The 26,306-nt window shown below is 60.9% G+C and carries 28 protein-coding genes; 8 read left to right on the plus strand and 20 right to left on the minus strand.

All coding sequences use genetic code 11. The annotated features are described in order from the left end of the window. Nucleotides 1–162 precede the first annotated feature (162 nt). From lgt to hisD, 13 genes are all read right to left on the minus strand, one after another. Nucleotides 163–1,068, minus strand: coding sequence for a prolipoprotein diacylglyceryl transferase (gene lgt, locus QP999_RS10860; RefSeq protein WP_193633964.1), 906 nt, complete (start codon nt 1,066–1,068; stop codon nt 163–165). A gap of 41 nt (nt 1,069–1,109) precedes the next feature. Further along, on the minus strand, nt 1,110–1,937 hold the full coding sequence (locus tag QP999_RS10865; RefSeq protein WP_193633965.1) for an indole-3-glycerol phosphate synthase TrpC: 828 nt from the start codon (nt 1,935–1,937) through the stop codon (nt 1,110–1,112). A 172-nt stretch (nt 1,938–2,109) separates the two neighbouring features. Further along, nucleotides 2,110–2,739 carry a TIGR02234 family membrane protein gene (locus QP999_RS10870; RefSeq protein ID WP_193633966.1) on the minus strand — a complete coding sequence of 210 codons (630 nt, stop codon included), beginning with the start codon at nt 2,737–2,739 and terminating at the stop codon, nt 2,110–2,112. Beyond that, entirely contained in the window at nt 2,732–3,133 is a 402-nt protein-coding gene (hisI, locus tag QP999_RS10875; protein ID WP_070565509.1) for a phosphoribosyl-AMP cyclohydrolase, read from the minus strand. The genes QP999_RS10870 and hisI overlap by 8 nt, the downstream gene beginning before the upstream one ends. Continuing rightward, a complete protein-coding gene (gene hisF / locus QP999_RS10880; RefSeq protein ID WP_070565507.1) occupies nt 3,130–3,894 on the minus strand; it encodes an imidazole glycerol phosphate synthase subunit HisF in 765 nt (254 codons plus the stop codon). The genes hisI and hisF overlap by 4 nt, the downstream gene beginning before the upstream one ends. A 129-nt stretch (nt 3,895–4,023) precedes the next feature. Continuing rightward, nucleotides 4,024–4,827: an inositol monophosphatase family protein gene (locus tag QP999_RS10885; protein ID WP_070533252.1), complete on the minus strand. Its 804-nt coding sequence runs from the start codon at nt 4,825–4,827 to the stop codon at nt 4,024–4,026. Between the two features lie 4 nt (nt 4,828–4,831). After that, nucleotides 4,832–5,614 carry a bifunctional 1-(5-phosphoribosyl)-5-((5-phosphoribosylamino)methylideneamino)imidazole-4-carboxamide isomerase/phosphoribosylanthranilate isomerase PriA gene (gene priA / locus QP999_RS10890; protein ID WP_070519945.1) on the minus strand — a complete coding sequence of 261 codons (783 nt, stop codon included), beginning with the start codon at nt 5,612–5,614 and terminating at the stop codon, nt 4,832–4,834. Between the two features lie 30 nt (nt 5,615–5,644). Then, nucleotides 5,645–6,280, minus strand: a complete 636-nt coding sequence (gene hisH, locus QP999_RS10895; RefSeq protein ID WP_070596862.1) for an imidazole glycerol phosphate synthase subunit HisH — start codon at nt 6,278–6,280, stop codon at nt 5,645–5,647. Continuing rightward, complete coding sequence (locus QP999_RS10900; RefSeq protein WP_502870664.1) at nt 6,277–7,551, minus strand: MFS transporter; 1,275 nt, start codon at nt 7,549–7,551, stop codon at nt 6,277–6,279. Before QP999_RS10900 ends, hisH begins: the two co-directional genes overlap by 4 nt. After that, on the minus strand, nt 7,548–7,730 hold the full coding sequence (locus tag QP999_RS10905) for a CG2302 family histidine operon protein (protein WP_070519941.1): 183 nt from the start codon (nt 7,728–7,730) through the stop codon (nt 7,548–7,550). The genes QP999_RS10900 and QP999_RS10905 overlap by 4 nt, the downstream gene beginning before the upstream one ends. Before the next feature lie 6 nt (nt 7,731–7,736). Then, entirely contained in the window at nt 7,737–8,369 is a 633-nt protein-coding gene (gene hisB / locus QP999_RS10910; RefSeq protein ID WP_070519938.1) for an imidazoleglycerol-phosphate dehydratase HisB, read from the minus strand. Nucleotides 8,370–8,425: 56 nt separating this feature from the next. Next, complete coding sequence (locus tag QP999_RS10915; protein ID WP_070533258.1) at nt 8,426–9,529, minus strand: histidinol-phosphate transaminase; 1,104 nt, start codon at nt 9,527–9,529, stop codon at nt 8,426–8,428. A gap of 3 nt (nt 9,530–9,532) precedes the next feature. Next, on the minus strand, nt 9,533–10,882 hold the full coding sequence (hisD, locus tag QP999_RS10920; protein WP_070562719.1) for a histidinol dehydrogenase: 1,350 nt from the start codon (nt 10,880–10,882) through the stop codon (nt 9,533–9,535). Nucleotides 10,883–11,034: 152 nt separating this feature from the next. On the opposite strand from hisD, the gene QP999_RS10925 reads away from it, so the two are divergent. Beyond that, nucleotides 11,035–11,958, plus strand: coding sequence for a YbjN domain-containing protein (locus QP999_RS10925; protein WP_070519932.1), 924 nt, complete (start codon nt 11,035–11,037; stop codon nt 11,956–11,958). On the opposite strand, the gene QP999_RS10930 is transcribed toward QP999_RS10925, so the two are convergent. Together QP999_RS10930 and QP999_RS10935 are read right to left on the minus strand one after the other, a co-directional pair. Further along, nucleotides 11,955–12,497 (minus strand): hypothetical protein, encoded by a 543-nt coding sequence (locus tag QP999_RS10930; protein ID WP_284848286.1) that lies wholly within the window; start codon nt 12,495–12,497, stop codon nt 11,955–11,957. The genes QP999_RS10925 and QP999_RS10930 overlap by 4 nt on opposite strands. An 8-nt stretch (nt 12,498–12,505) precedes the next feature. Then, entirely contained in the window at nt 12,506–13,243 is a 738-nt protein-coding gene (locus QP999_RS10935) for a hypothetical protein (protein WP_284848287.1), read from the minus strand. A gap of 176 nt (nt 13,244–13,419) precedes the next feature. On the opposite strand from QP999_RS10935, the gene QP999_RS10940 reads away from it, so the two are divergent. The 5 genes from QP999_RS10940 to QP999_RS10960 all read left to right on the plus strand — a co-directional run bounded on the left by QP999_RS10940 (nt 13,420) and on the right by QP999_RS10960 (nt 19,515). After that, nucleotides 13,420–14,010, plus strand: coding sequence for a TetR family transcriptional regulator (locus QP999_RS10940; protein WP_070623179.1), 591 nt, complete (start codon nt 13,420–13,422; stop codon nt 14,008–14,010). 20 nt (nt 14,011–14,030) lie between these two features. Next, the gene (glgX, locus tag QP999_RS10945; RefSeq protein ID WP_284848288.1) at nt 14,031–16,256 is read left to right on the plus strand and encodes a glycogen debranching protein GlgX; all 2,226 of its coding nucleotides are present in this window, start codon (nt 14,031–14,033) and stop codon (nt 16,254–16,256) included. 57 nt (nt 16,257–16,313) lie between these two features. After that, entirely contained in the window at nt 16,314–17,699 is a 1,386-nt protein-coding gene (locus QP999_RS10950; RefSeq protein ID WP_284848289.1) for a 3'-5' exonuclease, read from the plus strand. Nucleotides 17,700–17,823: 124 nt separating this feature from the next. Next, a complete protein-coding gene (locus tag QP999_RS10955) occupies nt 17,824–18,459 on the plus strand; it encodes a hypothetical protein (RefSeq protein ID WP_284848290.1) in 636 nt (211 codons plus the stop codon). A 51-nt stretch (nt 18,460–18,510) separates the two neighbouring features. Continuing rightward, the gene (locus QP999_RS10960) at nt 18,511–19,515 is read left to right on the plus strand and encodes a GTP pyrophosphokinase (RefSeq protein WP_284848291.1); all 1,005 of its coding nucleotides are present in this window, start codon (nt 18,511–18,513) and stop codon (nt 19,513–19,515) included. Here the strand turns inward: QP999_RS10960 and QP999_RS10965 are convergent. From QP999_RS10965 to ilvA, 4 genes are read right to left on the minus strand one after another with little or no spacing between them, the layout of a single operon-like run. Continuing rightward, on the minus strand, nt 19,512–19,898 hold the full coding sequence (locus QP999_RS10965; RefSeq protein WP_010190494.1) for an RNA-binding S4 domain-containing protein: 387 nt from the start codon (nt 19,896–19,898) through the stop codon (nt 19,512–19,514). The two genes, QP999_RS10960 and QP999_RS10965, sit on opposite strands and share 4 nt — an antisense overlap. Nucleotides 19,899–19,904: 6 nt before the next feature. After that, nucleotides 19,905–20,141, minus strand: a complete 237-nt coding sequence (locus QP999_RS10970; RefSeq protein ID WP_284848292.1) for a hypothetical protein — start codon at nt 20,139–20,141, stop codon at nt 19,905–19,907. Nucleotides 20,142–20,186: 45 nt separating this feature from the next. Next, nucleotides 20,187–20,825 carry a YigZ family protein gene (locus QP999_RS10975; RefSeq protein ID WP_284848293.1) on the minus strand — a complete coding sequence of 213 codons (639 nt, stop codon included), beginning with the start codon at nt 20,823–20,825 and terminating at the stop codon, nt 20,187–20,189. Then, nucleotides 20,825–22,108: a threonine ammonia-lyase IlvA gene (gene ilvA / locus QP999_RS10980; protein WP_284848294.1), complete on the minus strand. Its 1,284-nt coding sequence runs from the start codon at nt 22,106–22,108 to the stop codon at nt 20,825–20,827. The genes QP999_RS10975 and ilvA overlap by 1 nt, the downstream gene beginning before the upstream one ends. A 178-nt stretch (nt 22,109–22,286) precedes the next feature. Between ilvA and QP999_RS10985 the strand changes: the two genes are divergently transcribed. Then, on the plus strand, nt 22,287–24,200 hold the full coding sequence (locus QP999_RS10985; protein ID WP_284848295.1) for a choice-of-anchor I family protein: 1,914 nt from the start codon (nt 22,287–22,289) through the stop codon (nt 24,198–24,200). Between the two features lie 105 nt (nt 24,201–24,305). After that, on the plus strand, nt 24,306–24,932 hold the full coding sequence (locus tag QP999_RS10990; protein WP_284848296.1) for a hypothetical protein: 627 nt from the start codon (nt 24,306–24,308) through the stop codon (nt 24,930–24,932). Nucleotides 24,933–25,019: 87 nt separating this feature from the next. Here the strand turns inward: QP999_RS10990 and QP999_RS10995 are convergent, their stop codons facing one another. Then, entirely contained in the window at nt 25,020–26,216 is a 1,197-nt protein-coding gene (locus tag QP999_RS10995; protein WP_284848297.1) for a cobalamin-independent methionine synthase II family protein, read from the minus strand. Nucleotides 26,217–26,306 lie beyond the last annotated feature (90 nt).

The following is a 26,306-nucleotide window of genomic DNA, read 5'->3' on the forward strand; positions in this document are numbered from 1 at the left end:
ATATTCGGCAACAAACGGGAATAACCGGGCACATCTGGGCATTTCGTACTCATCATTCGGAACCTCAGGCTTCCGAATAAGAGCTCAAAAACACCGTGTGTGATCCCGGCTACTTTTTCTGTTTTCAGCGCCTAAAACAGGCAGACGCTACGAAAGCTGTACCTAATTAAAGCCTGCGGAGCCACCATTCTTCTCAACTTCCGCGGCACGAGCGGGATCCACTTCCTCCGGTGACTCCTGCCCACGTGGCAACCGGAAGTACACGATGAGCGCAACAACGAAGCAGACCACCGAAACGATGACGTTGACGCGCAACCCGAAGATGTGCGTGGCCTCATCAGCGCGCATGTTTTCTACAACGAAGCGCCCCGCCGTGTATCCGGCAACGTACAGCGCGAACACTCGGCCATGGCCGAGTTTGAACGCCTTGTGCGCCCACAGCAGGAACACACACACCGCCACATTCCACAGCAGTTCATAGAGGAAGGTCGGATGCACTGAGGTCACTACTTCCCCGGTCGAGCGTCCGCTGATTGGTGCGTACGCGCCGCTGTCATTTACTCGGTAGTAGATGTCCAAGGCCCACGGAACCGTGGTTTCACGGCCGTAGAGCTCCTGATTGAACCAATTACCCAAGCGCCCGATAGCTTGGGCCAAGACAAGTCCGGGCGCGACGGCGTCCGCAAATGGCCCCAATGGGATGCCTTTAATCTTGAACATGATCCACACCGCTATTGTGCCTAGCGCCACTGCGCCCCAAATGCCGAGGCCGCCGTTGGTAATCTTCAGCGCATCAACTGGATTGCACGTGGAACAGAAGTACTTTTCGTTATCCGTAATCACGTGGTAGAGGCGCCCACCAATAATTCCGGCCGGTATCACCACCAAGGCCGCATCCCACACCACATCCGGGTTTCCACCGCGGGCGGTATAGCGGCGCAGCGTCATCCACATCGCAACGAGGATGCCGACGATGATGCACATGGCATAAGCGCGAATTGGGACCGGACCTAGATGCCACACGCCTTGCGGCGGAGAGGGAATGTTGGCGAGATTGTAAATTTGCACGGGAAACAGTGTGCCTGAAAATAACGCCCACTACAACGCGTCTAGCTCCTGCGCGAAGGGCACGCCGGATGCTGGCCGGTAGCCACCAAAGAACGCGCCAAGGCCATGGGGTCTTGGGCAGCCATGATGGACTCACCGACCAAGATGGCATCAGCGCCCTGAGAAGCATAGGACAACACGTTTCGCGGGCTATTGACCCCACCCACCGCGATGCGCGTCATGCTCTCAGGAAGACCCGGCGAAATAGTAGAAAAGGCCTCCCGATTAATAGCATCGGAGGCCAAAGACCACGCGTTGATCGCCACGACAGTTCCTCCTGCCTTAATGACGCGATCCACCTCAGCGCACGTACGAACCTCCAGGATGGCGGTCATGCCGAGAGATTCCACGCGGTCTAGGAGAGACTCGAGGCGAGCCTGGTCGAGCAGCTCTACCTGCAGGGGAATCGCATCCGCCCCATAGCATCGCGCCTCATGGATCTGATAGGGATCAACGATGGTGTCGCGGCATAGCATCGGTATGTCAACGGCGGACCGGGCCGCCCGCATGTCTTCGAGAGAACCGTGGAAGCGGCGGCGATCCGTTTGGCAGGCCATCACATGCACTCCGGCTTCCTCCAGGCTATGCGCCAGCGTTGCCACGGACTGCGGGCTCTCCAAGTGCGCAATTTCACCGCCATAAGGTACGGCGCGCTTGATTTCGGTAATGATAGAGCATCCCGGACGCAGCAAAGCCTGTGCAGCATCACGCGGGGCATCCATGTCTCGGGAACGCGCCTTTACTTCCTTGAAGGGAACGCGGGCCTCCCGCGCGGCGACATCAGCTAGTACGCCGGCCACGAGGTGATCGACGGCAATCGGGGTAGGCATGGAGCACCTCCCTTCCCCGAAGGAAACTCAATGAAAGAAACAGGATGGAGTTCGAGATCACACTTAGGCTAGCGCGCTCTTACCTCCAACCAGAAATCCGGGGTCCCCTTCTATCAGCGCAACACCCCGTGGTGGAGATGAGACGAGCCGGTAGCTCGTGCCGCCGCCTCCCCTAGGTGGCGCGAGGATCTGTGGGGTCGATATCGGCGTCCAAAGCGTCCCACATCACGCGGCCAGAATCCTGGGAGGTTTCTAGATCTTCCTGCAGGCGCTCCTGCCGTACAGCTGGTGTCTCATATTTGGCGGAGCGGGGCTTATCGCCTCCCGGGTTGCTGGCCACCATGACCGCACCAAAGAGCGCGAGTGCAGCGCCGACGAGGGCGAGGACAGGGCCGGCAGTCGAGGCATCCGCGGAGAGCACCGTGGCCCAGTCAGAAATGGTTGTGGACTCCACGGAGGTATCATTCGTGCCTCCCTGCAGCAGTTCCTCGGCGCGCTCCGCCTCCGGGCCGGCGGTCAGCAACGCAACAGGGCGCCATCCCGCAGCCGCCGCGGCAAGTGCTGTGAGGCCAGATACGATTCGGCGGCCGGTGCGCCGTAGCGCGAAGGCCGCAACACCGCCAGCGAGGACCACAACGCTCAACGCGATGAGCTCGAGGGACCACAAGGAACCCGATAGCTCCGCAACGCTGGAGCCGGCCTTATCATCCTCAACCGCAGCCTTTACCCACGTCATGCGGGAAGACAGCCACAATAGGATGGCACCGACAAACATCAACAAGGGCCCAATGCGCTTAGCCATCATTCTCCTCCCCTATGAGATCACGTGCATCGAAACAGGTCCGGTCACCGGTATGGCATGCCCCGCCGCGCTGACGAACGGTGAGCAGGATGGTGTCACCATCGCAATCCAAGCGCGCGCCGACCACTTCTTGGGTGTTGCCGGATGTTAGGCCTTTGATCCAATACTCGCGGCGGGAACGTGAATAGTAGGTTCCGCGGCGCGTCGCCAACGTGTAGGCCAAGGCATGGTCATCCATCCACGCCAACATGAGCACCTCACCGCGCTCCGACTGCACAATGGCTGGAACAAGCCCCGACTCGTTGCGCTTAAGTTGCTGAGCAATCTCATCACTCAGCTCATAAGCCCCGACAGCCGTTGGGTCGGTGGTGGGGTTGCCACTGTTCCTCGTCACTGTCGCACCTCCTTGCCTGCCGCGGCTAGCGCCTGCTTGACCTCGGAGATCTCTACTTCTCCGAAGTGGAAAATGCTGGCGGCCAGCACCGCATCTGCCCCAGCGTCGACAGCCGGTGAGAAGTGCTCGGCCTTTCCCGCACCGCCGGAGGCGATGATCGGAACGGAAACTTTCTCGCGCACTGCCTCGATCAATTCGATATCGAAGCCCGCCTTGGTTCCGTCGCCGTCCATGGAGTTCAGCAAGATTTCGCCGACGCCCAATTCCTCACCGCGCTTGGCCCATTCCACGGCATCGAGGCCCGCAGAACGCGTTCCGCCATGCGTGGTGACCTCGAATCCGCTGGGGAAATCTGCAGCACGGCGCGCATCCACCGACAACACAATGCACTGCGAGCCAAACACATCCGCGAGCTCGCGCAGTAGCTCTGGGCGCGCGATGGCAGAGGAGTTGACGGAGACCTTATCGGCGCCGGCACGCAGCAGTTCGCGGACGTCGTCGACAGACCGCACTCCACCGCCAACGGTCAGCGGGATAAAGACCTGATCGGCTGTGCGGCGTACGACGTCAAGCATGGTACCGCGGCCGTCCTTCGACGCTGACACATCGAGAAAAGTCAGCTCATCAGCACCCACGCGGTCGTAATGGGCGGCCAACTCGACTGGGTCGCCGGCATCACGCAGGTTTTCAAAGTTAATGCCTTTGACCACGCGGCCATTATCAACGTCAAGGCACGGGATCACTCGCACGGCAAGAGCCATGGTGACAATCCTCCTAAAGCTCAAAGCGAAATGAAAGGCAGCTCGAATCGAACTGCCGATTGATGTAATTCAAGTCCGGTATGCGGCGCCAGCGACGAGCACTAGCGTCCTAGGCAAGCCAAGCGCCTATCAACGGCTTCCGCGGGGGTTTCGGGCGATGGCATCCAAGATCGTGGCATGCACCTGCGGGGTACCGCCCACGAATCCCTGTGAATGCGCGGTCCACTCGTTGCCTTCTGGATCACTCACACGGCCACCGGCAGCCTTGATCATGAGAGCACCCGCCGCGTTATCCCACGGGTGCGGCGAGAAATTCACCGCGCCGTCAAACACGCCTTGAGCCACAAAAGCATTATCCAGCCCCACGGACCCGGTCATGCGGGGACGCAGCCCGGTCTCCCGGAGATCATTGAACAGGCCCGTCGGCAGGTGCGAGGAGCAGCCCACGTGGCCACGAGCCTCGTCGAATCCCTGGGCTTCTTCGCCACCACCGAAACCAGTGGAGGGGCCGCCGCTGGTTCGCAGCTGCATGCCCTGCGCCGCAACGACGCGGCGGTGTAGCAGGGGGAAATCCGCTACTGCAACAACCGGCTTTGCTTCGTGGATAAGCGTGACAAGAATGCCGCAGCATGGATTCCCGGCTGAGTAGTTCGCGGTTCCGTCCACGGGATCCACAACCCACACCGTCTCTTCAAGGCTGCCGCCTGATTCTTCACCGAGTACCGGGATACCGGTGAGCTGGTTCAGCGTCAGTCGCAGCTGCTGTTCAATCAGCAAATCCACCTCTGTGGCAAAGTCCCCTTCGCCCTTGAAACGCGCGGGCGCTGCACCGAGGCCCCGGCGGAAGAGATCATCAACCTGGTCCACCGCTGCTTCTGCAAAGGCCACGAGTTCGCGCGGATCCGACGCGGAGGTTCCTGACATCGGGGCCATTGGCCTACCTCTCCTCGATCGGGTCAATGTATTCTTCGCCCGGCAACGGAGTAACTTCCGCAACCGCCGCGAGCGCCTCCTCCAGTGTGAAGCGCTCCTCATAGAGAGCCTTGCCGATGATGGCGGAATCAATTCCCTCATTTTCGTAGAGGGCCAATTCACGCAGATCATCAAGGGTGGAAATCCCACCGGAGGCTGTTACCTTTGCCTCCGTGGCGGCCGCAACCTCACGCAGCAGTTCGATGTTGGGGCCTTGCAGCGTCCCGTCCTTGGACACGTCCGTCACCACGAAGCGAGTGCAACCAGCGGCGTCAAGGCGCTCGAGCACCTCCCAGAGGTCGCCACCATCGGAAACCCAGCCGTTACCGCGCGTGCGCCACTCGCCGTCCACCATCCGGACTGCGAGATCGACCGCGATGCGGTCACCATGCTCTGCCAAGACCTTGGCAATCCATTCGGGGTTCTCCAAAGCCGCGGTACCAATATTGACGCGGCGGGCTCCGGTGGCGAGTGCACGGGCCAAGGAGTCATCATCCCGGATACCTCCGGTCAGCTCCACGTTAAGGTCCACGCTCGTGGTGATCTCAGCGAGCAGCTCGTGGTTGGAGCCGCGGCCAAAGGCTGCGTCCAGATCTACTGCGTGCAGCCACTGCGCGCCTTGGGCCTGCCACTTAAGGGCGGCCTCACGCGGCGAGCCATAGGGCTTTTCAGTTCCGGCCTCTCCCTGATCAAGGCGAACCGCCTGACCGTCGACGACATCAACCGCGGGCAACAGTGTAAAGCTCATGGTGGGTAGTCTACCTTTCGAGTGGGCTCTTTAAAGCGTTCCAATCCAGTTCTTTAGCAGCTGCGAGCCGACGTCACCCGACTTCTCCGGATGAAATTGCGTGGCCCATAGCGCACCGTTTTCTACCGCGGCGACAAAACGGTCACCGCCATATTCGGACCACGCCACCTTCGGCGGCTCAGTGATTTCAGTCTCGAGCTCCCAGCTCCGCGCGGCATAGGAGTGCACGAAGTAGAAGCGATCCTGCGCGCTCACGCCATGGAACATAAGGCTATCGTCGGGAAGCTCAACGGTGTTCCAGCCCATGTGGGGCAGAACTGGCGACTGCAAGCGGGTCACCTCCCCCGGCCACTCACCACAGCCTTCCGTAAAAACGCCGTGTTCTGTACCGGACTCAAAGAGAATCTGCATACCTACGCAGATACCGAGAACTGGGCGGCCGCCAGCTAGGCGTTGGCCAATGATCCGTGGGCCCTGGGCCGCACGCAGGCCTTCCATGCAGGCGGCGAAGGCGCCTACGCCGGGCACCAACAGGCCATCGGCTTCCACCGCCAGCTTCGGGTCTGCGGTCACCGTCACGGTGGCACCGACCCGTTCCAGTGCGCGCACAGCCGAGCGGACGTTGCCGGCACCATAATCAAGGACAACTACGTCGTGTGAGCTCATCGTGGCTCCTTTCCGGGCCTCCTCGGCCTTCTAATCCTGCGCAAGCGCGTTTGGATGTCATTGAGTTCGCTCACGCGGGTCTTACCCAAAGCTAGGTCAGCAGCAGTCATGAGCAAGCCCACCGCAATGATGGCGGCACCTGCGGCAAAAGCGCCTTTGTATCCTGACATCGCCACGACGGCGCCAAGGACCGTCGAACCAAGGCCAGTACCACCGTCGTAGAAGATGTTCCACACCGCGGAACCCTCGGAGAGCCGCTCGCGTGGGAGGCGGTCAAACATCGACAACAGCGCCTCATTTTGAACGATGCCGAAGCCAGCACCGTAAATGACCGTACCGAACACGAGCAGCCATACCGACCACTCTTGCCACAGCACGGCGGCGATGAGTCCCACACCCACAACCGAGGAAGCCTGGGCCGGAATCATGAGTGTGCCAGGCTTGCCCACCCGGTCCGCCACGACACCGGCGACGTAGCGCGCAATCATGCCCGCGCCACCAATCACGGACAGCATGAAGCCGCCCAAAACCGCTCCGCGTTCAGGATCCAATTCGCGCACGGCCGGTGAAATGAAATTCGAGGCCACGCCGTAGCTCACGGAGAAGCTCATCAACGCCAGTGCCGGCACGAGCACAAGCTTCCACATTGGGGCACGCGGAGTGGTATCCGATGGGTCCGGCACTCCCACCGGGGCAGCCTTGATCTGCGGTACCAGGATGCAGGTGAAGAAACCCAGAAGGCCGAGGCCGGCGGCCAAGAGGTACACCACGTTATAGTTGTACGCTGCGGCGACGGCAAGGCCGACGGGCAAGAAGGCCATCTGTGCCGCGCCGATAAAAAGGCCGAAGATTCCAGTGGCCTTGCCCAACAAGCGCCGCGGCGTGATTTCCGCGATGAGCGCGTTTTCTGACACCGTCAGGGCACCAAAGCCAATACCGCGCAGTGCGGAAAAGCCTAGGGCGATTGGGGCGGCGTCGCCCAGCATGTGGCCCAACGCCGGCACGCCCAAGAGCAGCGCCGACGCCGCCATGATCGGCCGGTAGCCAAAGATGCGCAGCAGCATCGGAGTCGCCATTTGGGTGAGCACGGTGGCCAGCATGAATACGCCGGTTGTGGCGCCAGCCAGCGTGGCCGATCCGCCGGAATCCAACACAGCCAACGGCACCACGGGTAGCAAGACTGACCACGCACCGAAGGCGGAAACCACCGCGATCATGGTTTCCTTGAAGCCGGCAACCTTCCACACACTCTGAGGGGCGTTATCTGTCACTTTGCCGCCAATCCTGCCGAAAAGATGTCGAGGAACCAGACCAACGCGGCGGCCACGGCGACCGCCGCGAGCGCGCCCGCGACCACAGTCAGCAATACTGAACCGTTCTGATACGCCGCCCACGCGCCACCGACGAGCAGACCGGCGACAAGAAAGAGAATGAGAACCATGACATTCATAGCGTCTTAGAGTGCTCCCTTCGTCGAAGGAACTCCGGTTACTCGCGGATCCCGCTCAGTTGCCTGGCGCAGGGCGCGGGCCACTGCCTTGTACTCGGCTTCCGTGATGTGGTGCGGATCGCGCCCATAGCGCACGTTGACGTGCAGAGTCGTCGCCGAGTGTGTGGCAAAGGTTTCGAAGAAGTGCCGGTTGATCACCGTGGCGTAGTGCCCGCCAATAACCTGCCACTCCAAATTCTCCGGCTCGCCATTCATGACAAAGTAGGGCCGCCCAGAAATGTCAACGACGGCCTCCACCAGCGTTTCATCCATGGGCAGAAGCTGGGAACCGAAACGGCGGATGCCGGACTTATCCCCCAGTGCTTCGAGGAAAGCGCGGCCAAGAACAATCGCGGTGTCTTCCACCGTGTGGTGGGCATCGATATCGATATCGCCCTCGGCATGGACCTTAAGGTCGAAGGAGCCGTGAGTGCACACAGCGTTGAGCATGTGGTCAAAGAACGGCAGCCCCGTTGAAATATCCGCCTGGCCGGTGCCATCGAGATTGATTTCAACGGAGATCTTTGTCTCCCCAGTCACGCGCTCTGCGCGGCCAATGCGGTCGCCTAAGTCGTGGCGTGTAGCTTCACCAGCGCTCATTGTCCCACGCTCCTTCTTTTCATCATGAGCCTTTGTCTGGGCTCAAGTTTCAGTTCTCAGTTAGTCATCTCTACTGTATCTGCCAAGTCCGCCGCGGCCGAAAGGAAGGCGTCATTCTCTTCGGGCAGCCCAATCGTGGCGCGCAGGAGGCCCGGCACGCCGTTGTCTCGGATCAGCACATCGCGGTCGAGGAATCCCTGCCACACCGCGTGTTGGTCGGCAAAGCGTCCAAAGGAGACGAAGTTGGATTCGCTCGGCACCACGTAATAGCCAAGCTCCTGAAGGCGGGCGACAACCCGATCCCGCTCCGCCGAAAGCTTCGCCACGGTACCCAAGGTCTCCTCCTTGTGAGCAAGAGCCACGGTGGCCGCGATCTGGGATAGCACGGAGAGGTGGTACGGCAAGCGGACGAGCATCACGGCTTCCACGAAAGCGGGATCCGCCACGAAGTAGCCCAAGCGCCCGCCGGCGAAATCGAATGCCTTGGACATCGTGCGCGAGACCACGAGCTTGGTCGGGTACTTCGCCAGCAGTGTTGTAGCTGACGGCGAGGGCGAGAATTCCATGTAGGCCTCGTCCACGATGACGATGCCCGGCGCGGCCTGCACGATCTTCTCCACTAGTTCGATCGGGGTGACATCACCGGTGGGGTTGTTCGGGGTGGTGATGAAGACGACGTCGGGGCTGTGCTTGGCGACGGCCCCCAAAGCCGCCTCCTCATCGATGCGGAAGTCCTCATCGCGCGGGCAGGAAATGAATTCGGTCTGTGTACCTGCGCACAGGATCGGATGCATGGAGTAGCTCGGCGTAAATCCCAGCGCGCTGCGGCCCGGCCCACCGAAGGCCTGCAGCAGCTGCTGGAGCACCTCGTTGGAACCGTTGGCTGCCCACACGTTCTCCACGCCCACGGTGACACCGGTCTGCTCGCTGATGTATTCCGCCAGCGCCGTGCGCAGCTCGACGGCATCGCGCTCCGGGTAGCGGTTGAGTTGGCGTGCGTGCTTCTCGACGGCCTCCACCATGTCCTTCACCAGCGCCTCCGACGGCGGATAAGGATTCTCGTTGGTATTGAGTTGGTTGGTTACCGTCAGCTGCGGGGCGCCATAGGCGCTGGAACCACGCAATTCTTCACGAAGGGGAAGATCCTTCAGCTCAGCCATGGTTTAAGCTTCTCCTTTCTGGGCATCTGTGTCTTCGGCGAATCGTGCGGCGATTGCTTCGCCGTGGGCGGGCAGCGCCTCCGCTGTGGCGAAGGCGATAACGTTCTCTGCTACCTCGCCGAGTGCCGCGCGGTCATACTCGATGAGGTTTACTGGGCGAAGGAAGGTGTGCGTCGACAAGCCGGCGCTAAACCGCGCGGTTCCAGAGGTTGGCAAAACGTGGTTGGAACCCGCGGTGTAATCACCAAGAGGTACGGGCGAATAGTCGCCAACGAAGATGGCACCGGCGTGGCGAATGCGCTCCGCAACTGCCCGGGCGTTCTTCGTGTGAACCTCCAAGTGCTCGGCGGCATAGGCATCCGCGACGGCGATTCCCGCCTCAAGGTCCTCAACCACGACAATGCCCGACTGCTCACCGCGCAGCGCCTCGGCGGCGCGTTCGGCATTGGCGGTGGCGGTATAACGCTGCGCTACCTCCGCGTTCACGGCGGCGGCAAACTCCTCTGAATCAGTAATGAGCACGGAAGCAGCCATGGGATCATGCTCTGCCTGGGAGATGAGGTCATAGGCCACGTAGACGGGGTTGGCGCTATCGTCTGCCAAAATGGCGATCTCCGTGGGCCCGGCCTCCGCATCAATGCCCACCACGCCCTGCACTGCCCGTTTAGCGGCGGCAACAAAAACGTTGCCTGGGCCGGTAATGATATCGACAGGCTCCAGTGCTTCCTCACCGGTAACCGGTTCATCATCGCCATAGGCCAACAGCGCAATGGCTTGCCCGCCGCCTACTGCCCACACCTCGTCCACGCCGAGCATGTGGCACGTGGCCAGCACCGTCGGGTGCGGCAGTCCGCCAAACTCCTTTTGTGGCGGGGAGGCCACGACCATCGCCTCAGCGCCCGCTTCCTGGGCGGGGACGGCGTTCATAATGACGGAAGATGGATACACCGCCTTGCCGCCCGGGACGTACAGCCCCACCCGCTCGATGGGGTGAAAGACCTCGGTGACCGTTGCCCCCGGTGCCAGGGTGGTCGTGTGCGAATCCGGCCTCTGGTCAGCGTGGACAGCACGCACGCGTGCGATGGATTCCTCGATGGCTGCCCGCACTTTCGGGTCCAGCTCTTCGGCTGCTTTCTTTAGCTCCTCCTGAGGCACTCGCACCGCGGCCGGGCGTATACCGTCAAATTTTTCGCCGAAGTCGAGGGCGGCCGCCGCTCCGCCGTCACGGACCTTCTCCACCATGGGGATAACAGTGCCCATCACCGAGGACACGTCCGTGCCGCCTCGCGGCAATACTCGGCGCAAACGGGAGGTAGTAAGTGCCTCTCCACGCAGGTCGATGGTTCGTAGCATGCTGGGACCTCTTTTTATAATATGCAGTGGTTTCTATACCTTCCCATTACTATACCCGGACCGAAAAGCCAGCGAACCGGCAGGTGCGGGTTATAGAATGTGCCACTAGTAACACATTCCGGCATCCCGAATCGGTAGAGGGAGGTGGCGAAATGAGCAACGGCGCCGACGGCCTGGACCGCCAGTCCCCGTCAGACCTGCTCGCCCGCGTCGAACGCCTCACGCGCCGGGAAAACCTTGACTGCATACGGGTAACCGCACACGAACTCCTCTTCCCGCACTCGCCACTCGGGGAAACCCGCGCTTTCATGGACACTGAGGGCGAGCCGATCCTGCGTTTCTACACCACCCACCATGGCATTCTTGGTTTCGGCGATATCCCCAGTCTCAGCGAGTTCGTCAACGACTGGAACCACGACTGCCTCTCGCCGCACCTCGTGCTCAACTATTCCTCCCCTACCGAAGTCGAAGTGTGGGGTCACTCCTTCCTCGTGGTGCACCAGAAACCCACGAGCGCCCAACTCTCCGCTTCGGTAGTGCCAGCGCTCCACAACGCCGCGGCCTGCCTCGAAGAACTGGCTAAACATTTCCCCGTTCTCACGCTTCCCCGCCCGGCAGTCCCGGAAGAACAGACAGAACTCGACGGCCCCGTCGCCAGCGTCGATACGGCCCGCCTCGAAGCTCTCTTACCCGCTCTGGGAATTTCGCGCTTCCAATCAGATGGCGATGAAGCAGTTTATGCCTGGATCAATGACGTCCTCTTTGCCTTCGCCATTGACTCCGGCCCAAGCCTCATCATCAAAGGCCATTGGGACCCGAACCTACAGGGCAGCGAGTTCTCCAAGATCTTCCTCATTTGCAATGATTGGAACCGGAACAATCACTCGGCCTCGGCCTTCTGCCACTCCAACGTTGACGGGCTGCAGGTGCGCATTGATTACGCGGTCATGACGGGCGCCGGGCTTTCCGACGCCCAACTGATAACCGCCCTCGGCCGCGGCATCAAGCACGTCCTCCACGGCATCGACGACATTTCACGCGATGCCGTGGGCTCCTCCCCCGTCGCGTGGCCCTAGCGCACGTCGACCGCTGCCTCATTTTCTTCCGTTTCACTTTCGAGCGCCACGCTGGGCGGCTCAAAGAACAGCGCGGACCAGTAGACAAACATGGCCATAAATGGTCCCACAAGCCACGCGATGCCGGGCGAAAACTTCGGCACGAACTCCACGAATTCCCCGGGGTTCTCCGGAACATCAGTGGCCGTCGCCCCACCGAAGACATAGAAGGACGCCGCACCGGCCAAAGCCGCCAGCGCCACCCACAGCAGCACACCGACGCCACGGTAGCGCTCTCCCCAACGGTGGGCGATTGCTCCCAAGGCCATACCGAGGACTCCGGTGATCAGCACGAAGGTGATATAAGAATCGAATTGCACGTCGGCAACGTTACGCAGGACATAGCCGCCATCCTCCATGCGATGGCCCTCCAGAGTAGGCCGCCACAGCCCCCAGACAGCGCCAACAGCGGAGAAACCAAGGAGCGCTAACGCGAGCAACCCCGCGCCGAATCCAATGGCGCGGGGTATATGAAAGCTAGGTGCACGCAGTGCAGGCACGATAATCTCTAGCCGCAGAAGGTCCAGTTACCGTTCTCGCGCTTGAAGCGCATGGTGGAGCTATCCATGCCCTGGCTGGTGTTGACGTTCACGGTCGCGGAGGCGTCATCGCCGTTAACCACGACATCGTTGATGGACTCAACGCCGGTCTTGGACCAGTCGAAGCCCTCCATCTGGGAGGTGTCCTGGCCAGCTGCGGCCATCATGTCCTTGAGCTGGTTCATCGGCACATCCGGGACCTGGTTGTAGTCCACCTGGTCGAGGCCGGAGTTCGGATCATTACGCACGGCCGCGCAGGTGTGCTCCGGAAGGTACTTCACAAAGGAGCGCATGGTCTGCTGCTCATACATGCCACGTACCAGGGTGTTGATGCCGTCGATATCCTCCTGGCCTGCGGCCTCGCCCTGAACCGGTTCGACCTTTGGCATGTTCTGGAACGGGTCAGCACCCTCTTCGAAGGGGTTGGCCACGGCTTGGTCGCCGCCCTCAGGGTTCCCTCCCTCCGGCTTCGGAGCAGCGCTCTCGCCGTCCTTATTCTCTTCCCCCTCCTTCTTATCCTCAGAAGTCTTCTCTTCCGTCTTCTTCTCAGACGTCTTTTCCTTGGACTTCGTCGTCGTGGTGGTCTTTGCCGCAGAGGAAGCGGTGTCGCCTGCGTTCTCGTCATCGGAACCACAAGCAGCCAAGGAAAGCGGTGCAACGAGTGCAACAGCGATGAGGGACTTCTTGGCAGGTGTCAAAAAGGACAAGGGATAACTCCTCAAATTAAATAGAGAGCGATAGGTGAATCCACGCTAGGCGTGGTGGTTGCTCTTGGGCATCTCCGACAACCCTAACAAGGGCTGTTTGAAGAAATCATATTTTACACCTTGAAGCTTCCTGTGAGCCCCACTAGGGGTTTCTTGCGCCGCGTAGAGTTGGTCGTGTGCATCTATCTCGCGACGCTATCGTTTCCACTGCCCTCGAACTCTTGACCCGCTACGGGCTTGCCGACGTCACTATGCGTCGCGTCGCTACCAACCTCGACGTGGCCCCCGGCGCCTTGTACTGGCATGTAGCTAACAAGCAATCGCTCATCGCCGCCATGACCGCTGAGATCCTCTCCCCCGTCGCGGGTGAAACCACGGCGGAGTTGGTCAGCTCGCTACACCGGGAGCTGCGCCGCTGGCGCGATGGCGCCGAGGTAGCCATTGCTGGCGCCGCTTTCCCAGAGTCTTCAGTCAGCGCTGACTTAGAAGAGCTATTCACTACGGCACTGCAGAAAGAAGCCCCCGATGCATCGAAGGAAGATAGTGCCGTCGCCGCCCGCACGCTGATCCACTACACACTGGGCGCTACTTTCATGGAGCAATCCCGCGAGCAGCTCAGTGGGGCGTCGTCCAGCGAGGCGTCGCCAAGCACGGTCTTTCCCTCTCCAAGTATCTCAAGCACCGCGCCCGTGGACGCCACCTCTGTGCGCGCCGCGGAACTCATGGTTGCCGGTTTAAAGTTACTGCGAACCGATCGCTGCGAATAGAATTGACTAAGCTGAGCCTCATGACTGAGACCCGTGCTGATCTAACGCCATCTCGCCAGGTGTGGCCTGGTTCCCCCTCCCCGCTCGGCTCCACCTTCGATGGAGCCGGAACTAATTTTGCTATCTTTTCCGAAATCGCGGAAAAGGTTGAGCTCTGCCTCATCGACCACGATGGCAGCGAAGAGCGCATTGAGTTGACTGAAGTCACCGCCCATGTCTGGCACGCCTACCTCCCCAACGTCAGCCCCGGACAGCGCTACGGTTACCGCATCCACGGCCCTTATGAACCGGAGCACGGCCTGCGCTGCGATCCCTCGAAGCTACTTGTCGATCCTTATGCCCGCGCCTTCGACGGTGATTTTGACGGCGATGCCTCGCTGTACTCCTACGATATCTTCGCTGAAGAGCCTGGCACCGGGCGCAACGAAGATGATTCCTTGGGCCACACGATGCTGTCGGTGGTCATCAACCCCTTCTTCGAGTGGCACGGCGACAACCGGCCGCATACCCCGGATAACGAAACCATCATCTACGAAGCCCACGTCAAGGGCATGACGATGACGCACCCGGATGTGCCGGAGGAGCTGCGCGGCACCTACGCCGGCATGGCGCACCCAGCGATCATCAACTACTTCAAGGACTTGGGTGTGACGGCCGTCGAGCTGCTGCCGGTCCACCAGTTCCTCCAGGATGACCGTCTGCGCCAGCTGGACCTGCGCAACTACTGGGGTTATAACACTTTCGGTTTCTTCGCGCCGCATGCGGACTACGCCTACGCCAAGAAGCCAGGCGAGGCAGTGGCTGAGTTCAAGGCTATGGTTCGCGCTTACCACGAGGCAGGGATTGAGATCATCCTCGATGTCGTCTACAACCACACCGCCGAAGGCAACCACATGGGGCCAACCATTGCCTTCCGCGGTATTGATAACCATGCCTACTACCGCTTGGTCGATGACAATCCCGAGCACTACATGGACTACACCGGTACCGGTAACTCCCTGAATGTCCGTCACCCGCACTCCCTCCAGCTGATTATGGATTCGCTGCGTTACTGGGTGACGGAGATGCGCGTGGATGGCTTCCGGTTCGACCTCGCGTCCACTCTGGCGCGCGAACTCGATGATGTGGATAAGCTCGCCACTTTCTTCGATTTGGTCCAGCAGGACCCGGTGGTCTCCAAGGTCAAGCTCATCGCCGAGCCCTGGGACGTGGGCCATAACGGCTACCAAGTTGGCAACTTCCCGCCCATCTGGAGCGAATGGAACGGCAAGTACCGCGATACCGTCCGTGATTTCTGGCGCGGGGAGCCGGCGACAATGGGTGAGTTTGCCTCACGCCTGACTGGTTCCTCCGATCTCTATGCCAACAACGGCCGCCGCCCCACCGCGTCTATCAACTTCATCACCGCGCACGATGGCTTTACGCTTCGTGATTTGGTGTCCTATAACGAAAAGCACAATTCCGAGAACGGTGAAGACAATCGCGACGGTGAGTCCCACAACCGCTCGTGGAACCATGGCGTGGAAGGGCCGACTGACGACGAAGAGATTAAAAAGCTCCGACGCCGCCAGGTCCGCAATTTCCTCACTACCCTCCTGCTATCCCAGGGCACCCCGATGCTGTGCCATGGTGATGAGCTGGGCCGCACCCAAGACGGCAATAACAACGTGTATTGCCAGGACAACGAGATTTCCTGGATCGATTGGTCGATGTTGGAGCAGGAAAAGAACGTCGCCATGCACGGCTTTACCAAGCGCCTGATCAACATCCGCAAGAACCACCCGGTGTTCCGCCGCCAGCGTTTCTTGGCTGGTGGCCCCTTTGGCTCTGAGGTGAAAGATCGCGATATTGCCTGGCTCGTGCCCTCCGGCAAACTCATGACCCCGCAGGACTGGGATTTTGAGTTCGGCAAGGCCCTCATGGTCTATCTCAACGGTAACGCGATTACGGAAACCACTGCCCGCGGTGAACGCATTACGGATGATTCCTTCATCATGATTTTCAACGCTCACCACGAAGACATCGAGTTCACGCTGCCCAAGAAGGACCTGGGTGCTAGTTGGAGGCTCATCGTCGACACCTCTGATTCCGGTGGCTATCCGGACGAGGAGAAGCTCATCGCAGCCGAAGGTTCCATCGTGGTACAGCCGCGCACAACGCTGATCCTGCGCCAGACTGAGCCCCCAGTTTTCGACGACAGCGATGACTCTGCGCAATCCGCTGCCACGGCAGAAGAAAGCCGATAGCTAGACTGCACTCCACCGTCTGCTGTCCACCATTAACCCCGTCCTTGAAAGGAAACCGTGTCCTATACCGCCCACGGTGCTGTCATTGATGTCACCACCGATGCACTCACCGTCCAACGCTCCCAGCTAGCCGCTTCCCTTGGCGCCCCAGCCCGCGAGGCTCTCTCCTTAGCTGATGCCACGGGCGTGGAGTGCACGGAACCAACGGAGACAGGATTTGGGCAGGTCATAGTGCGCGGCACGAGCGATTCTGCAGGGACCGTTGGGGACACGATCATCCGCTTCGCCCCCGGCCAAGACGCGGCCGCATTCGCCCGCGCGGTTGAGGCAGCGCTACGCGGCGAAGCACCGGCTGCCAGCAGTGGTGTGCAGGGGCTCAACTTCACCGCCGTCGATGTGGAAACCGCCAACGATAACTGGGGCTCAGTCTGCCAGATCGGTGCGGTCCGCTTCCGCGATGGCGAAGAGACCGAGTCCCGCACGTGGCTGTGCACTCCCCCACCGGGGCTCGCGCACTTCGACGAGGTCAACATCAGCATCCATGGCATCACAGCGGAGGACGTCGCTGAGGCTTCACCTTTCGCTGATGCCGCCGCCGAGCTCTTCGAGTTCCTCGGCACAGACACGCTAGTAGCCCACAACGCGCAATTCGATTCCACGGCCCTGCGCAGTGGCCTCAAGAAGGCCGACGCGCCGGTGCCAGAACTTCGCTTAGCGTGTTCCCTGGCACTGGCCCGCGACGCCTCCCGTGCAGGCGTCATCGACGTGGCCAACCATAAACTTCCCACCGTTGCCTCCTACCTCGGTGCCGAGGATTTCCGCCATCACGAGGCCACAGCCGACGCCCGCGCGGCGGGCGAGATTGTCAGTGCCCTAGCGCAGCGCTTTGGTCACTCCGGAAGCATTGAAGACTTGTTCACCACCCGTGATTTTGCGCTGGGCACGTTGAGCGAGGACTCCGTCATCCCGGTCCTGCGCGCCAACACCGCTCCCCTCTCCGCTGCCGACTTGGGCGCTGGTACGGATTTCCGCGACAAGACGCGCATGGCGGGTACAGCCTCGGGCTCGAAGAAGAAGGGCTCCGCCGCTAAGGAGCGCCGTGGTGCAGCCCCGTGGCAATCCGTATCCACTCCGGACACCATCCCGGATCCCAATCCTGATGCGGATCCGGAAGGCGCGCTATTTGCTCAGAATGTCACTCTCACCGGTGACTTCGAGCCTTTCGACAAGGGCCTTTTGTGGTCCAAGATTGCTGAACGCGGCGGCCAGGTGGGCAAGAATGTCACGAAGAAGACCACCATCCTGGTTGTGGGCCAGTGGGCTACCAAGACCTCTAAAGAAAAACGCGCTGAGGAGCTGCAGGGCAAAGGCCAGGACATCGCGATCTGGCAGACGGACAAGCTGTTAGAGGAGCTGCAACTTGATGAGGCTCCGCCGTTCTAACCTGCGTAGCTCTTGAGCACGGAGGCGCTAGAACATCAAGGCTCTAGCGCGTGGTGGGTTTTCTACGAACTAGTGGGAACCTGTGGGCATAAAGCCCAGTCCAATAAGGGCAAGGAATCTGCACTTGCCTACCTTTCGGAGTAAAACCACCATGACCATCGCGCTGCCCACCTCCCTCCGCATCGACCACCTGCTCCCCTCGCTCTGCCCGAGCGAGGAGCTCAACGGAATCAAGCTCTGTGATGATGGCTTCGGTGATTCACCTGCTAGCCTCCAGCTATCGCGGACGCTATCGATGTCCTTGGTCCACGGCACAGGCGCCGAAGCCAAGCGCGTGAGCCAGCGCGCTGTGGACGATATGGGTTTGACCGTGCGCCAAGCTTGGGATGCTGCCGCGCTGAATCTGCAACGCCGCGCACTGACGCAGCAGGGGCTGCGCTTCTTTACCCGGCCTGCCGAACTCGGACTGGGTAGAACGGAAAAGGGCCTAGAGGTGCGGGTGCATCGCTGCGCTGTCTCGTCGTGGTTGGCTCACCCGCAGGCCTTCGTTATCCTGGACAATCATCTGCAGCGGCTTAGCCAGGCTCGGAGTATTACCTACCTCGTGCCTGATGCGCACACTCTCTACGCGCTGCTCAACATTTCCCCGCAGCGCGCCACGGAACTGGCCTACCGCGCGGCCGAATTGCGCCCGCGCCATCGACCACCGCTGAGCTTGCAACCACTAGTATTGGCTAACGGCTTTCCGCTGGAGGTGTAGACACACCTCCATACTTCCTCCGCTGTGGCCGAAAGGAGTCACGTTCTTAAGATGGCTGAATCACCCATGTCCCGCCTGAGCAACCAGTACCATTCCTGGGTACACGCGCATCCCACCGCGGCGCAGGACTTCCGCGATGCCATCGAGGACTTGCTTAACGACGCCGGCATTATCTTCGACCGCGTAGCGACCCGCGTGAAGCTGTGGCCTTCTCTCAAGGCGAAAGCGAAGAAGCGCCGCGACAACGGCGAGCTGATGTACCCGAAGCCGTGGGAAGATATCCACGATGTTTTGGGCGTGCGAATTACCGTCTTCCATTCCACGGTTATCCCGGAAGCACTGGAGGTTTTGGGAGAAACCTTTACCGTGCTGCGCTCGGTGGACAAGGCGGCGGAAACGCGGATTTCTGGTGGTTTTGGTTATGGCTCGCACCATTTGGTGCTGACGGTGTCCGAGGACAGCGCCGCCACACTGGAGGAACTTGAGCCTTATATCGGCTGGACCTTTGAGATTCAAATTCGCACAGTGCTGCAGCACGCCTGGGCGGAATTTGAGCACGATATCCGGTACAAGCAGGGCCCGAACCCGCCTTCCCCGCAGGTGGATCGCCTCTTCACACTGGCTGCGGGCCTGATTGAGCTGGCGGACCAGCAATTCGATGAAATCGCCGCACTCAAAGCCCCCAGTTCTGAGGCAGGCGATGACGTGGAAATTACAGCCGAGACCCTCCCTGGTGTCCTCGCAATTATTCTGGGCAGCCGCTTCCCTCGTTCACGCTCGGAGCATTATCGCTTCCTTGCCGAGTTGCTCGACAACAACGGCATCACACGCTTGAGCCAGCTCAAGCAGCTGCTCGACGATGACGCCATCGCCCACGTGCACGATGCCATGCGCTACCGCTTCCGCCCGGGCCAGGTCAGGCTTATCGACGACTTGCTGCTCAACAAATTCGGTGCCCAGCACATCGAAGCCACGGCCGAGGCCGGTGACCGCAAAGACCGCAAGCGCCGCTTGAATGCTCGGCTGAAGGCCTTAAAGAACTTCCGAAATAATTAGCGGAATCCACCGCGGAATTTCTCCATCTGCCGGCGCTCCTTCTTCGTCGGGCGGCCGGCACCGCGCGGGCGGACCGGGACGGAGGGCATGAATTCCTTCGGCGGTGGCGGCGGGGCGTGGTCGATGTAGCAGGTGCGCGCAATCGGGGCGCCGACGCGCTTGGACACGGTGGCGAGCACCTCAAGGTCATGCTCGTGGTGGTTGCGCCACACGCGCACGCGGTCACCAGGAACGACCTGCTGCGCGGGCTTGGTGGCGTTGCCGTTGAGTTTGACGTGCCCGGCGCGCACCGCCGTGGCGGCCTCCGAGCGGGTCTTGAACATGCGCACGGACCAGACCCAAGCATCAATGCGCACGGGCCGCCCGTCGGGCTGATTCACCATGGGCTTTTATAGGTTGTGGTTCTCGTTCACGATCTTCTGGAGTTTGACCCAGTTGTACGCGCCACCCACCACGGCCACGATGAGACCAATCGCCATCCAGGTCCAGAATCCGGTGAGTGCCCAGCCTAGGAGGACACCGCCGGCGACGCCGCCCACGACGCAGATAGCGCCGTTGCGTGCGTGGGTGCGCACGGCTTGCTTGCGTTGCTCAATGGGGTTGTTGGGGCGTCGCTGCATAGTCATGGGGCTTATTCTACATGGCCAAAAACTCGCGGCCTTCTCGCGGCCTTAAAGCTCCACCCAGGCAGTTCCAGCTTCCTTCGGCTCTACCCCACCCTGGGTCAGCGCCGCGAGCGTCGCCGCGAGTTCCTCCTCGCCGCCAGGCTCCACAGACACGGTGAACGTCACCTCCTGGCCGTAGGCAGTATCCACCATGTCGACGCCGCGGTTGCGCAGCTCCGCCTCCAGCCGGCCGGCCTCCGCATGGGAAACCTCGACGGTATAGAGCTCACGCAGGGCACGCGTGACATGCTCAACCTGCTCCATCGTCTCGCTCACGGCGCCGCCATAAGCGTGAACGAGCCCGCCTGCGCCCAGCTTGATGCCACCGAAGTAGCGCACCACGACCGCGCAAATATCAAGCAGGCCGGAGCCTTTCAGAACATCGAGCATTGGTTTACCCGCCGTGCCGGAAGGCTCGCCATCATCGGAGGAGCGCTCCACGGGATTCGAGCCGTCCACGTGGTAGATGTAGGCCGAGCAGTGGTGGCGGGCATCGGGGAAGCGGTCACGGGCGGCGTCGATAAGCGCGCGTGCTTCCTCTTCCGTCGTGGCGCGACCGATGAGGGTGATAAATCGCGAGCGTTTAATCTCAATCTCGTGCTCGACGACGTCACCGGCAACGGGGCGCTGATAGCTCTCCAGCATTATGCGACGAGGAAGTCGTACTCAGGCGTGCCGGGCTGAAGCTGCTGGCAATTGAGCTTCGATTTCTCCATGCGCTCCAGCAGTCCGTCGATACCTGCGGCGTTGCCCAGCTCAATGCCCACCAGCGCAGCACCGGTCTCGCGGTTATTGCGCTTGAGGTACTCGAACAACGTGATGTCATCCTCAGGACCGAGAACATCCTGCAGGAAGTGGCGAAGCTGACCGGGCTCTTGCGGGAAGTTCACTAGGAAGTAGTGCTTCAGGCCGCGGTGTACTAGGGAGCGCTCCATGATTTCGGCGTAGCGCAGCACGTCATTGTTGCCGCCGGAGATAACACAGACCACCGTTGAGCCTGGCTGCAGGTTGAGCGTGCGCAGGCCGGTCACGCTCAGCGCGCCGGCGGGCTCGGCGATGATGCCTTCGTTCTGGTACAGGGCCAACTGCTCCGTGCACACAGCGCCTTCGGAGACGATGTCATAATGCAGGCGTCCCTGGTTGGCTTCCAATACCTTGAACGGCAGGTCACCAATGCGTTTGACGGCTGCGCCATCGACGAAAGGGTCGACGGTGTCGAGCGTTACCGGCTCGCCGGCAGCGAACGCGGCGCTCAGCGATGCCGCCCCGGCCGGCTCAATGCCCACCACCGCTGTGCGCGGGGCCATGTCAGCGAGGTAAGAGGTGATGCCGGAAATGAGGCCTCCGCCGCCCACGGGGACCACCACGGTATCGAGGGATTTACCGATGGACGACAGCTGAGAGACGATTTCCGCAGCGACGGTTCCCTGGCCGGTAACGGTATCGCGCGAATCGAAAGGCTCGATGAAGAAGGCGCCGCGCTCCGCTGCATCCGCATGCGCGGCAGCTGCTGCCTCATCGAAATTGGCACCGGTGACTACGAGTTCCACGAAATCACCGCCGTGAACCAAGATGCGGTCGTGTTTTTGCTTCGGGGTCGGTTCCGGCACGTAGATCTTGCCGTGGATTCCCATGGTGCGGCAGGCATAAGCCACTCCTTGGGCGTGGTTGCCAGCAGAGGCGGTAACGATGCCCTGTGCCCGTTGCTCTTCGCTGAGGTTTGACATGCCGTAGATAGCCCCGCGGATCTTGTAGGAGCGCACGTCTTGCAGGTCCTCGCGCTTTAAGTACACCTCATAGCCGGTCTCCTGGGACAGTCGCGGGCAGTATTGCAGCGGAGTCGGGGCAATCTCCGAGCTAATTCGCGATTGGGCCAGTTGGATATCAGAGGCGTGGATTGGCTCGAAGTCTTGCGGGGTGCTTGTCATGGTGGCTCATTTTAGCGCCCCGCCTTTCTCCCGTCGCGCATTACCTAGCATTCGACCGATTCACTGAACGTTTACCTAGATCTCGCTTGGCCGCAACGCTCTGTTCCCCAAAAGTGTCATGGGCGGCACGTACGGTGGTGCGGAATCTTTTTCGTCTCGCTTCAAGGAGTCTTTCTCAATGTCTCGCTCTGTCACCTGCCGCTCCCTCGCACTCTGCGTGGCGACCGCAACCAGCCTCAGCGTGGCCGTACCGGCCTCCTCGGCCGCGATTGTAGACAACGCCATCGAGCACTCTGCCGCAGACGCCAGCCTCAAGCTCACCCCGGTTGGCACCTATGAGTCCGGGGTTTACGCGGAGTCGGCTGCGGAGATCGTGGCCTTCCACCCAGCCTCCAAGCGTATCCTTACGGTCAATGCGCACGCAGGTCAGATTGATGTTCTCGATGCATCGGATCCAACCAAGCTTTCCTTGCTCGGCTCGATTTCTGCCGGTGAGGGCAAGGAGATCAACTCCGTCGCCGTGCGCCCCGATGGCCTAGCTGTAGCCGCCGTCCAGCAGGCGGACAAGACCGAGGACGGCGAGGCACTCTTCTTCAACGCCGCGGCCGAGGACCTGGCTACCGCTGAGCTAGGCCGCGTCATGGTGGGCTCTTTGCCGGATAACGTCCACCTGACCGCCGATGGTGGCTATGCTCTGGTGGCCAACGAAGGCGAGCCCTCGAATGAGCTCAACGCCGAGGGCACCGACTACGTCACGGACCCAGAAGGTTCCGTCTCCGTTATCAAGCTGCCACAGACCGTTGAGGCCCCAACCCAGGCAGATGCCCGCATCGCTGGATTCACAGCTTTTGACGGCCAACCGCTGCCGGAGGGCGTGCGTGTCTTTGGTCCCTCCGAGCACGAGGCCAAGCCTTCCATCGACTTCGAGCCGGAGTACATCACCTCCCAGGATGGAAAGGCTTTCGTGACGCTGCAGGAAGCCAATGCAATCGGTGTCATCGATATTGAGTCCGCCACCGTGGAAAAGATTCTGCCGGCCCACATTGCGGATCACTCGCAGGTGCCGCTCGACTCCTCCAACAAGGATGATTCGGCTGAGCTGCGCACCATCCCGGTCAAGGGGCTGTCCATGCCGGATTCCATCGGCGCTTTCACCGCCGGCGGCCAGACCTACTTTGCTACCGCGAACGAAGGCGATGCCCGCGAGTGGGGTGTCAAGGAAAAGGACGGTGGTTCCGGCGTCTACACCGATGAGGTCGAACTCAAGGACCTCATCGAGGACGGCAAGGTGTGCGAGGGCGCGCTGGGCGACGTCAATCCGGACGAGCTCGCCGACAAGAAGCAGGCCGGCAACCTGAAGCTCAGCAACGCCTCCGGGTGGAATGAAGAGAAGGGCTGCTTCGATGAACTCTATGCCTACGGCTCCCGGTCTTTTAGCATCTACGATGCAGCAGGCAACGTTGTCTTCGATTCCGGCGCCGAGTTTGAGAAGATCACCGCTGAACTCAACGAACCAGGTATCTTCCACCACAACGCCGACAATGAAGAGGCAACGTTTGATGATCGCTCCGATAACAAAGGCCCGGAGCCGGAGGCGCTGACCATCGGCACCGTCGGCAAGCGCACCTATGCCTTCATCGGCGCCGAGCGCGTCGGCGGCGTCTTCGTCTACGACGTCACTGACCCGGCCAACGCCACCTTTGTCACCTATGTCAATAACCGTGACTTCTCCACCGATGAGTTCGCCGCTGCTGGCGACTTGGGCCCGGAGGGCTTCGCCTTCGTCGACAAGGCCGACTCTCCCAACGGCGAGCACCTGCTCATCGTGGGCAATGAGGTCTCCGGAACCACCACCGTCTACAACGTCGAAGACCTGCTCAATGACGACAACAATGCCGATGACCAGGACGACGAAGGACAGAGTAGCCAAAGCTCCCTCTCCTCCACGTCGACCATCGTCGCTGGTTCTGTCATCGGAGTCATCGCCGCAGTGGCTGCCGCGGTAGGCCTGCTGAACACTCCGGGTATCCGCGAAACCGTCCTCAGCCTTGCACCGGCGCCGCTGCGTGAGCAGCTGGAGAAGTTCCTATAAAACCTATCTTCACTAAGGGGAGGGCTGCTACATTGAAGTGGGCTTGAGGCAAACCCTCCCTTTTCTCGCATCCCTTCGCACCCTTTCCAAGGAGAACCCCTGATTATGCGCCTTTCCACCTCACTAATCGCAGTGTGTGCTACGACGATGGCTTTGGTCACACCGCTGGCCACAGCCGCTGAATCTGCTGAGAGCAGCCAGTCCTCCTCGTCCTCCCAAAGCCAAAGCTCGTCCGGCGGAAGCTCCCAGGGCCCTAACGGCGGAAGCTCGATGAACGTTGGTCGAATCGACACCTCTGATCTTTCCGAGGAGTGCGCAAACGAGGTACGCACGGCGCGCGAGGAGCATGAAAAGGCGGTTGCCGATGGCACCGCGGGTTCTTCCTTCATGGGGCCGCAGGAGCTGGGGCTCGGCATCCTTAACGGTTATGGTTCCTCTGGCATGCCAGCAGAGCCAGACTGCGTCCAAGCGGAAAAGGACGCCGAGCTGGAGAAGGAATGGGACGAGATGCCCGAATGGGTACAATCCGCCCGCCCCAATGACACAGCCGAAGAGGTCTTTGCGTGGGTCGGCGGCACGATCGCTCTGGTCGCCGTCGCTATTAATGCGCTGACCGTGGTCGCACAATTCGACCCATCCGTTCTCGATGGTCTGCGAGCCTTCCTGAAGAGCCAGGGCTTCTACTGGGATAACTCCCAGAAGAAGGAAGGCGAGAAAGCGGCTGCGAAGTAACCGCCTCCCCACCAAAAATTAAACGCGCGAACCTGCTCGGTTCGCGCGTTTATTTAGTTTGCTCGCTGGTTCAAGGCCGCTCGCTGATTAGAACAGCTCTTCGGTGGCAATCTGCGCACCCTCCACGAGGGACTCCAGCTTGGCCCACGCGATCTGGTGGTGCAGACGGCCGCCGAGACCACAGTCCGTCGATGCAATCACGTTTTCTGGGCCGACCAGTTCAGCGAACTGGATGATGCGGTCTGCTACCAAGCGTGGGTGCTCCACAGCATTGGTGGAGTGAGAAACCACACCCGGGTAAATGACGGTGCCCTCCGGCAGCTTGTGATCCTTCCACACGCGCCACTCGTGGGCGTGACGCGGCGAGGCACCCTCGAAGGAGAAGCCGCCGACCTTGGCCTGCAGGATCTCCTCAATGATGTCCTCGAACGGAATATCCGTCACGTGCGGGCCATGCCAGGAACCCCAGCAGATGTGCAGACGGGTCTGCTCACGCGGGATGTCCTTGATGGACTCGTTGAGGATCTCAATGCGCTCGCGCAGGAAGGCCTGGAAGTCCGCGACCGTCGGCTCCGGGACCACGGAGTCCCAGGCCTCAGCCAGGTCCGGGGCGTCGAACTGCACCGTCAAGCCGGCATCGGTGATGGCCTTGTACTCCACCTTGAGCGCCTCGCCACACGCACGCACGAGATCGGACTCATCCTCGTAGTACTTGTTGGGCAGGCGGGCCGCAGCGCCCGGGGACAGTGCGGCGACGAAGCCTTCGGTGCCGTCGGGGAGGGCGTCGGCAAGCAGCTTCACGTCAGCCTCGACCTGCTCCTGGCCGATGTAGGTAACCGGACCGGTGAATTCTGGGTTTGCAACCTTCTTGCGGCCGGTAAAGATACCCGAATCCGGATCGTTGTAGGCCTCCGCGAACAGGGCGCGGTCGCGGCGGTCCTTCATCGAGGAGAGGCGAATCTTGCCTGGCTCGGAGCGGATCTTGTCACCGATTTCCCAACGGTCCTTGTCCGTCATGGTCAGACCACCCAGGCGGGTAAAGGAATAATTCCACCAGGCGCCATAGTCCACGGCGCCGGAGGTGATGTGGCCGTATTCGCCCTCGTTAATAATGTCGATGCCGAGATCGACCTGGCGCTTGACGACGTCTGCGACCGAGCGCTCCAAAATCTCGTGGAACTTCTCATCAGAGATGGTGCCTGCAGAACGCTCGAGGTTAGCGTCCAACAGCTCCTGCGTGCGCGGCAACGAGCCGACGTGGGTGGTACGGATCTTATTGACCATGAGGAAACGGTCTCCCTTTCAACTAGACTGTGCTGTCTAGCGTAACCCACGGGCGTAGCACAGCCCGCTTCATTCTGTACTTTTATTCAG

The sequence above is a fragment of the Corynebacterium sp. MSK004 genome (assembly GCF_030232515.1).
In the GTDB taxonomy this organism is placed as follows: Bacteria; Actinomycetota; Actinomycetes; order Mycobacteriales; family Mycobacteriaceae; genus Corynebacterium; species Corynebacterium hesseae.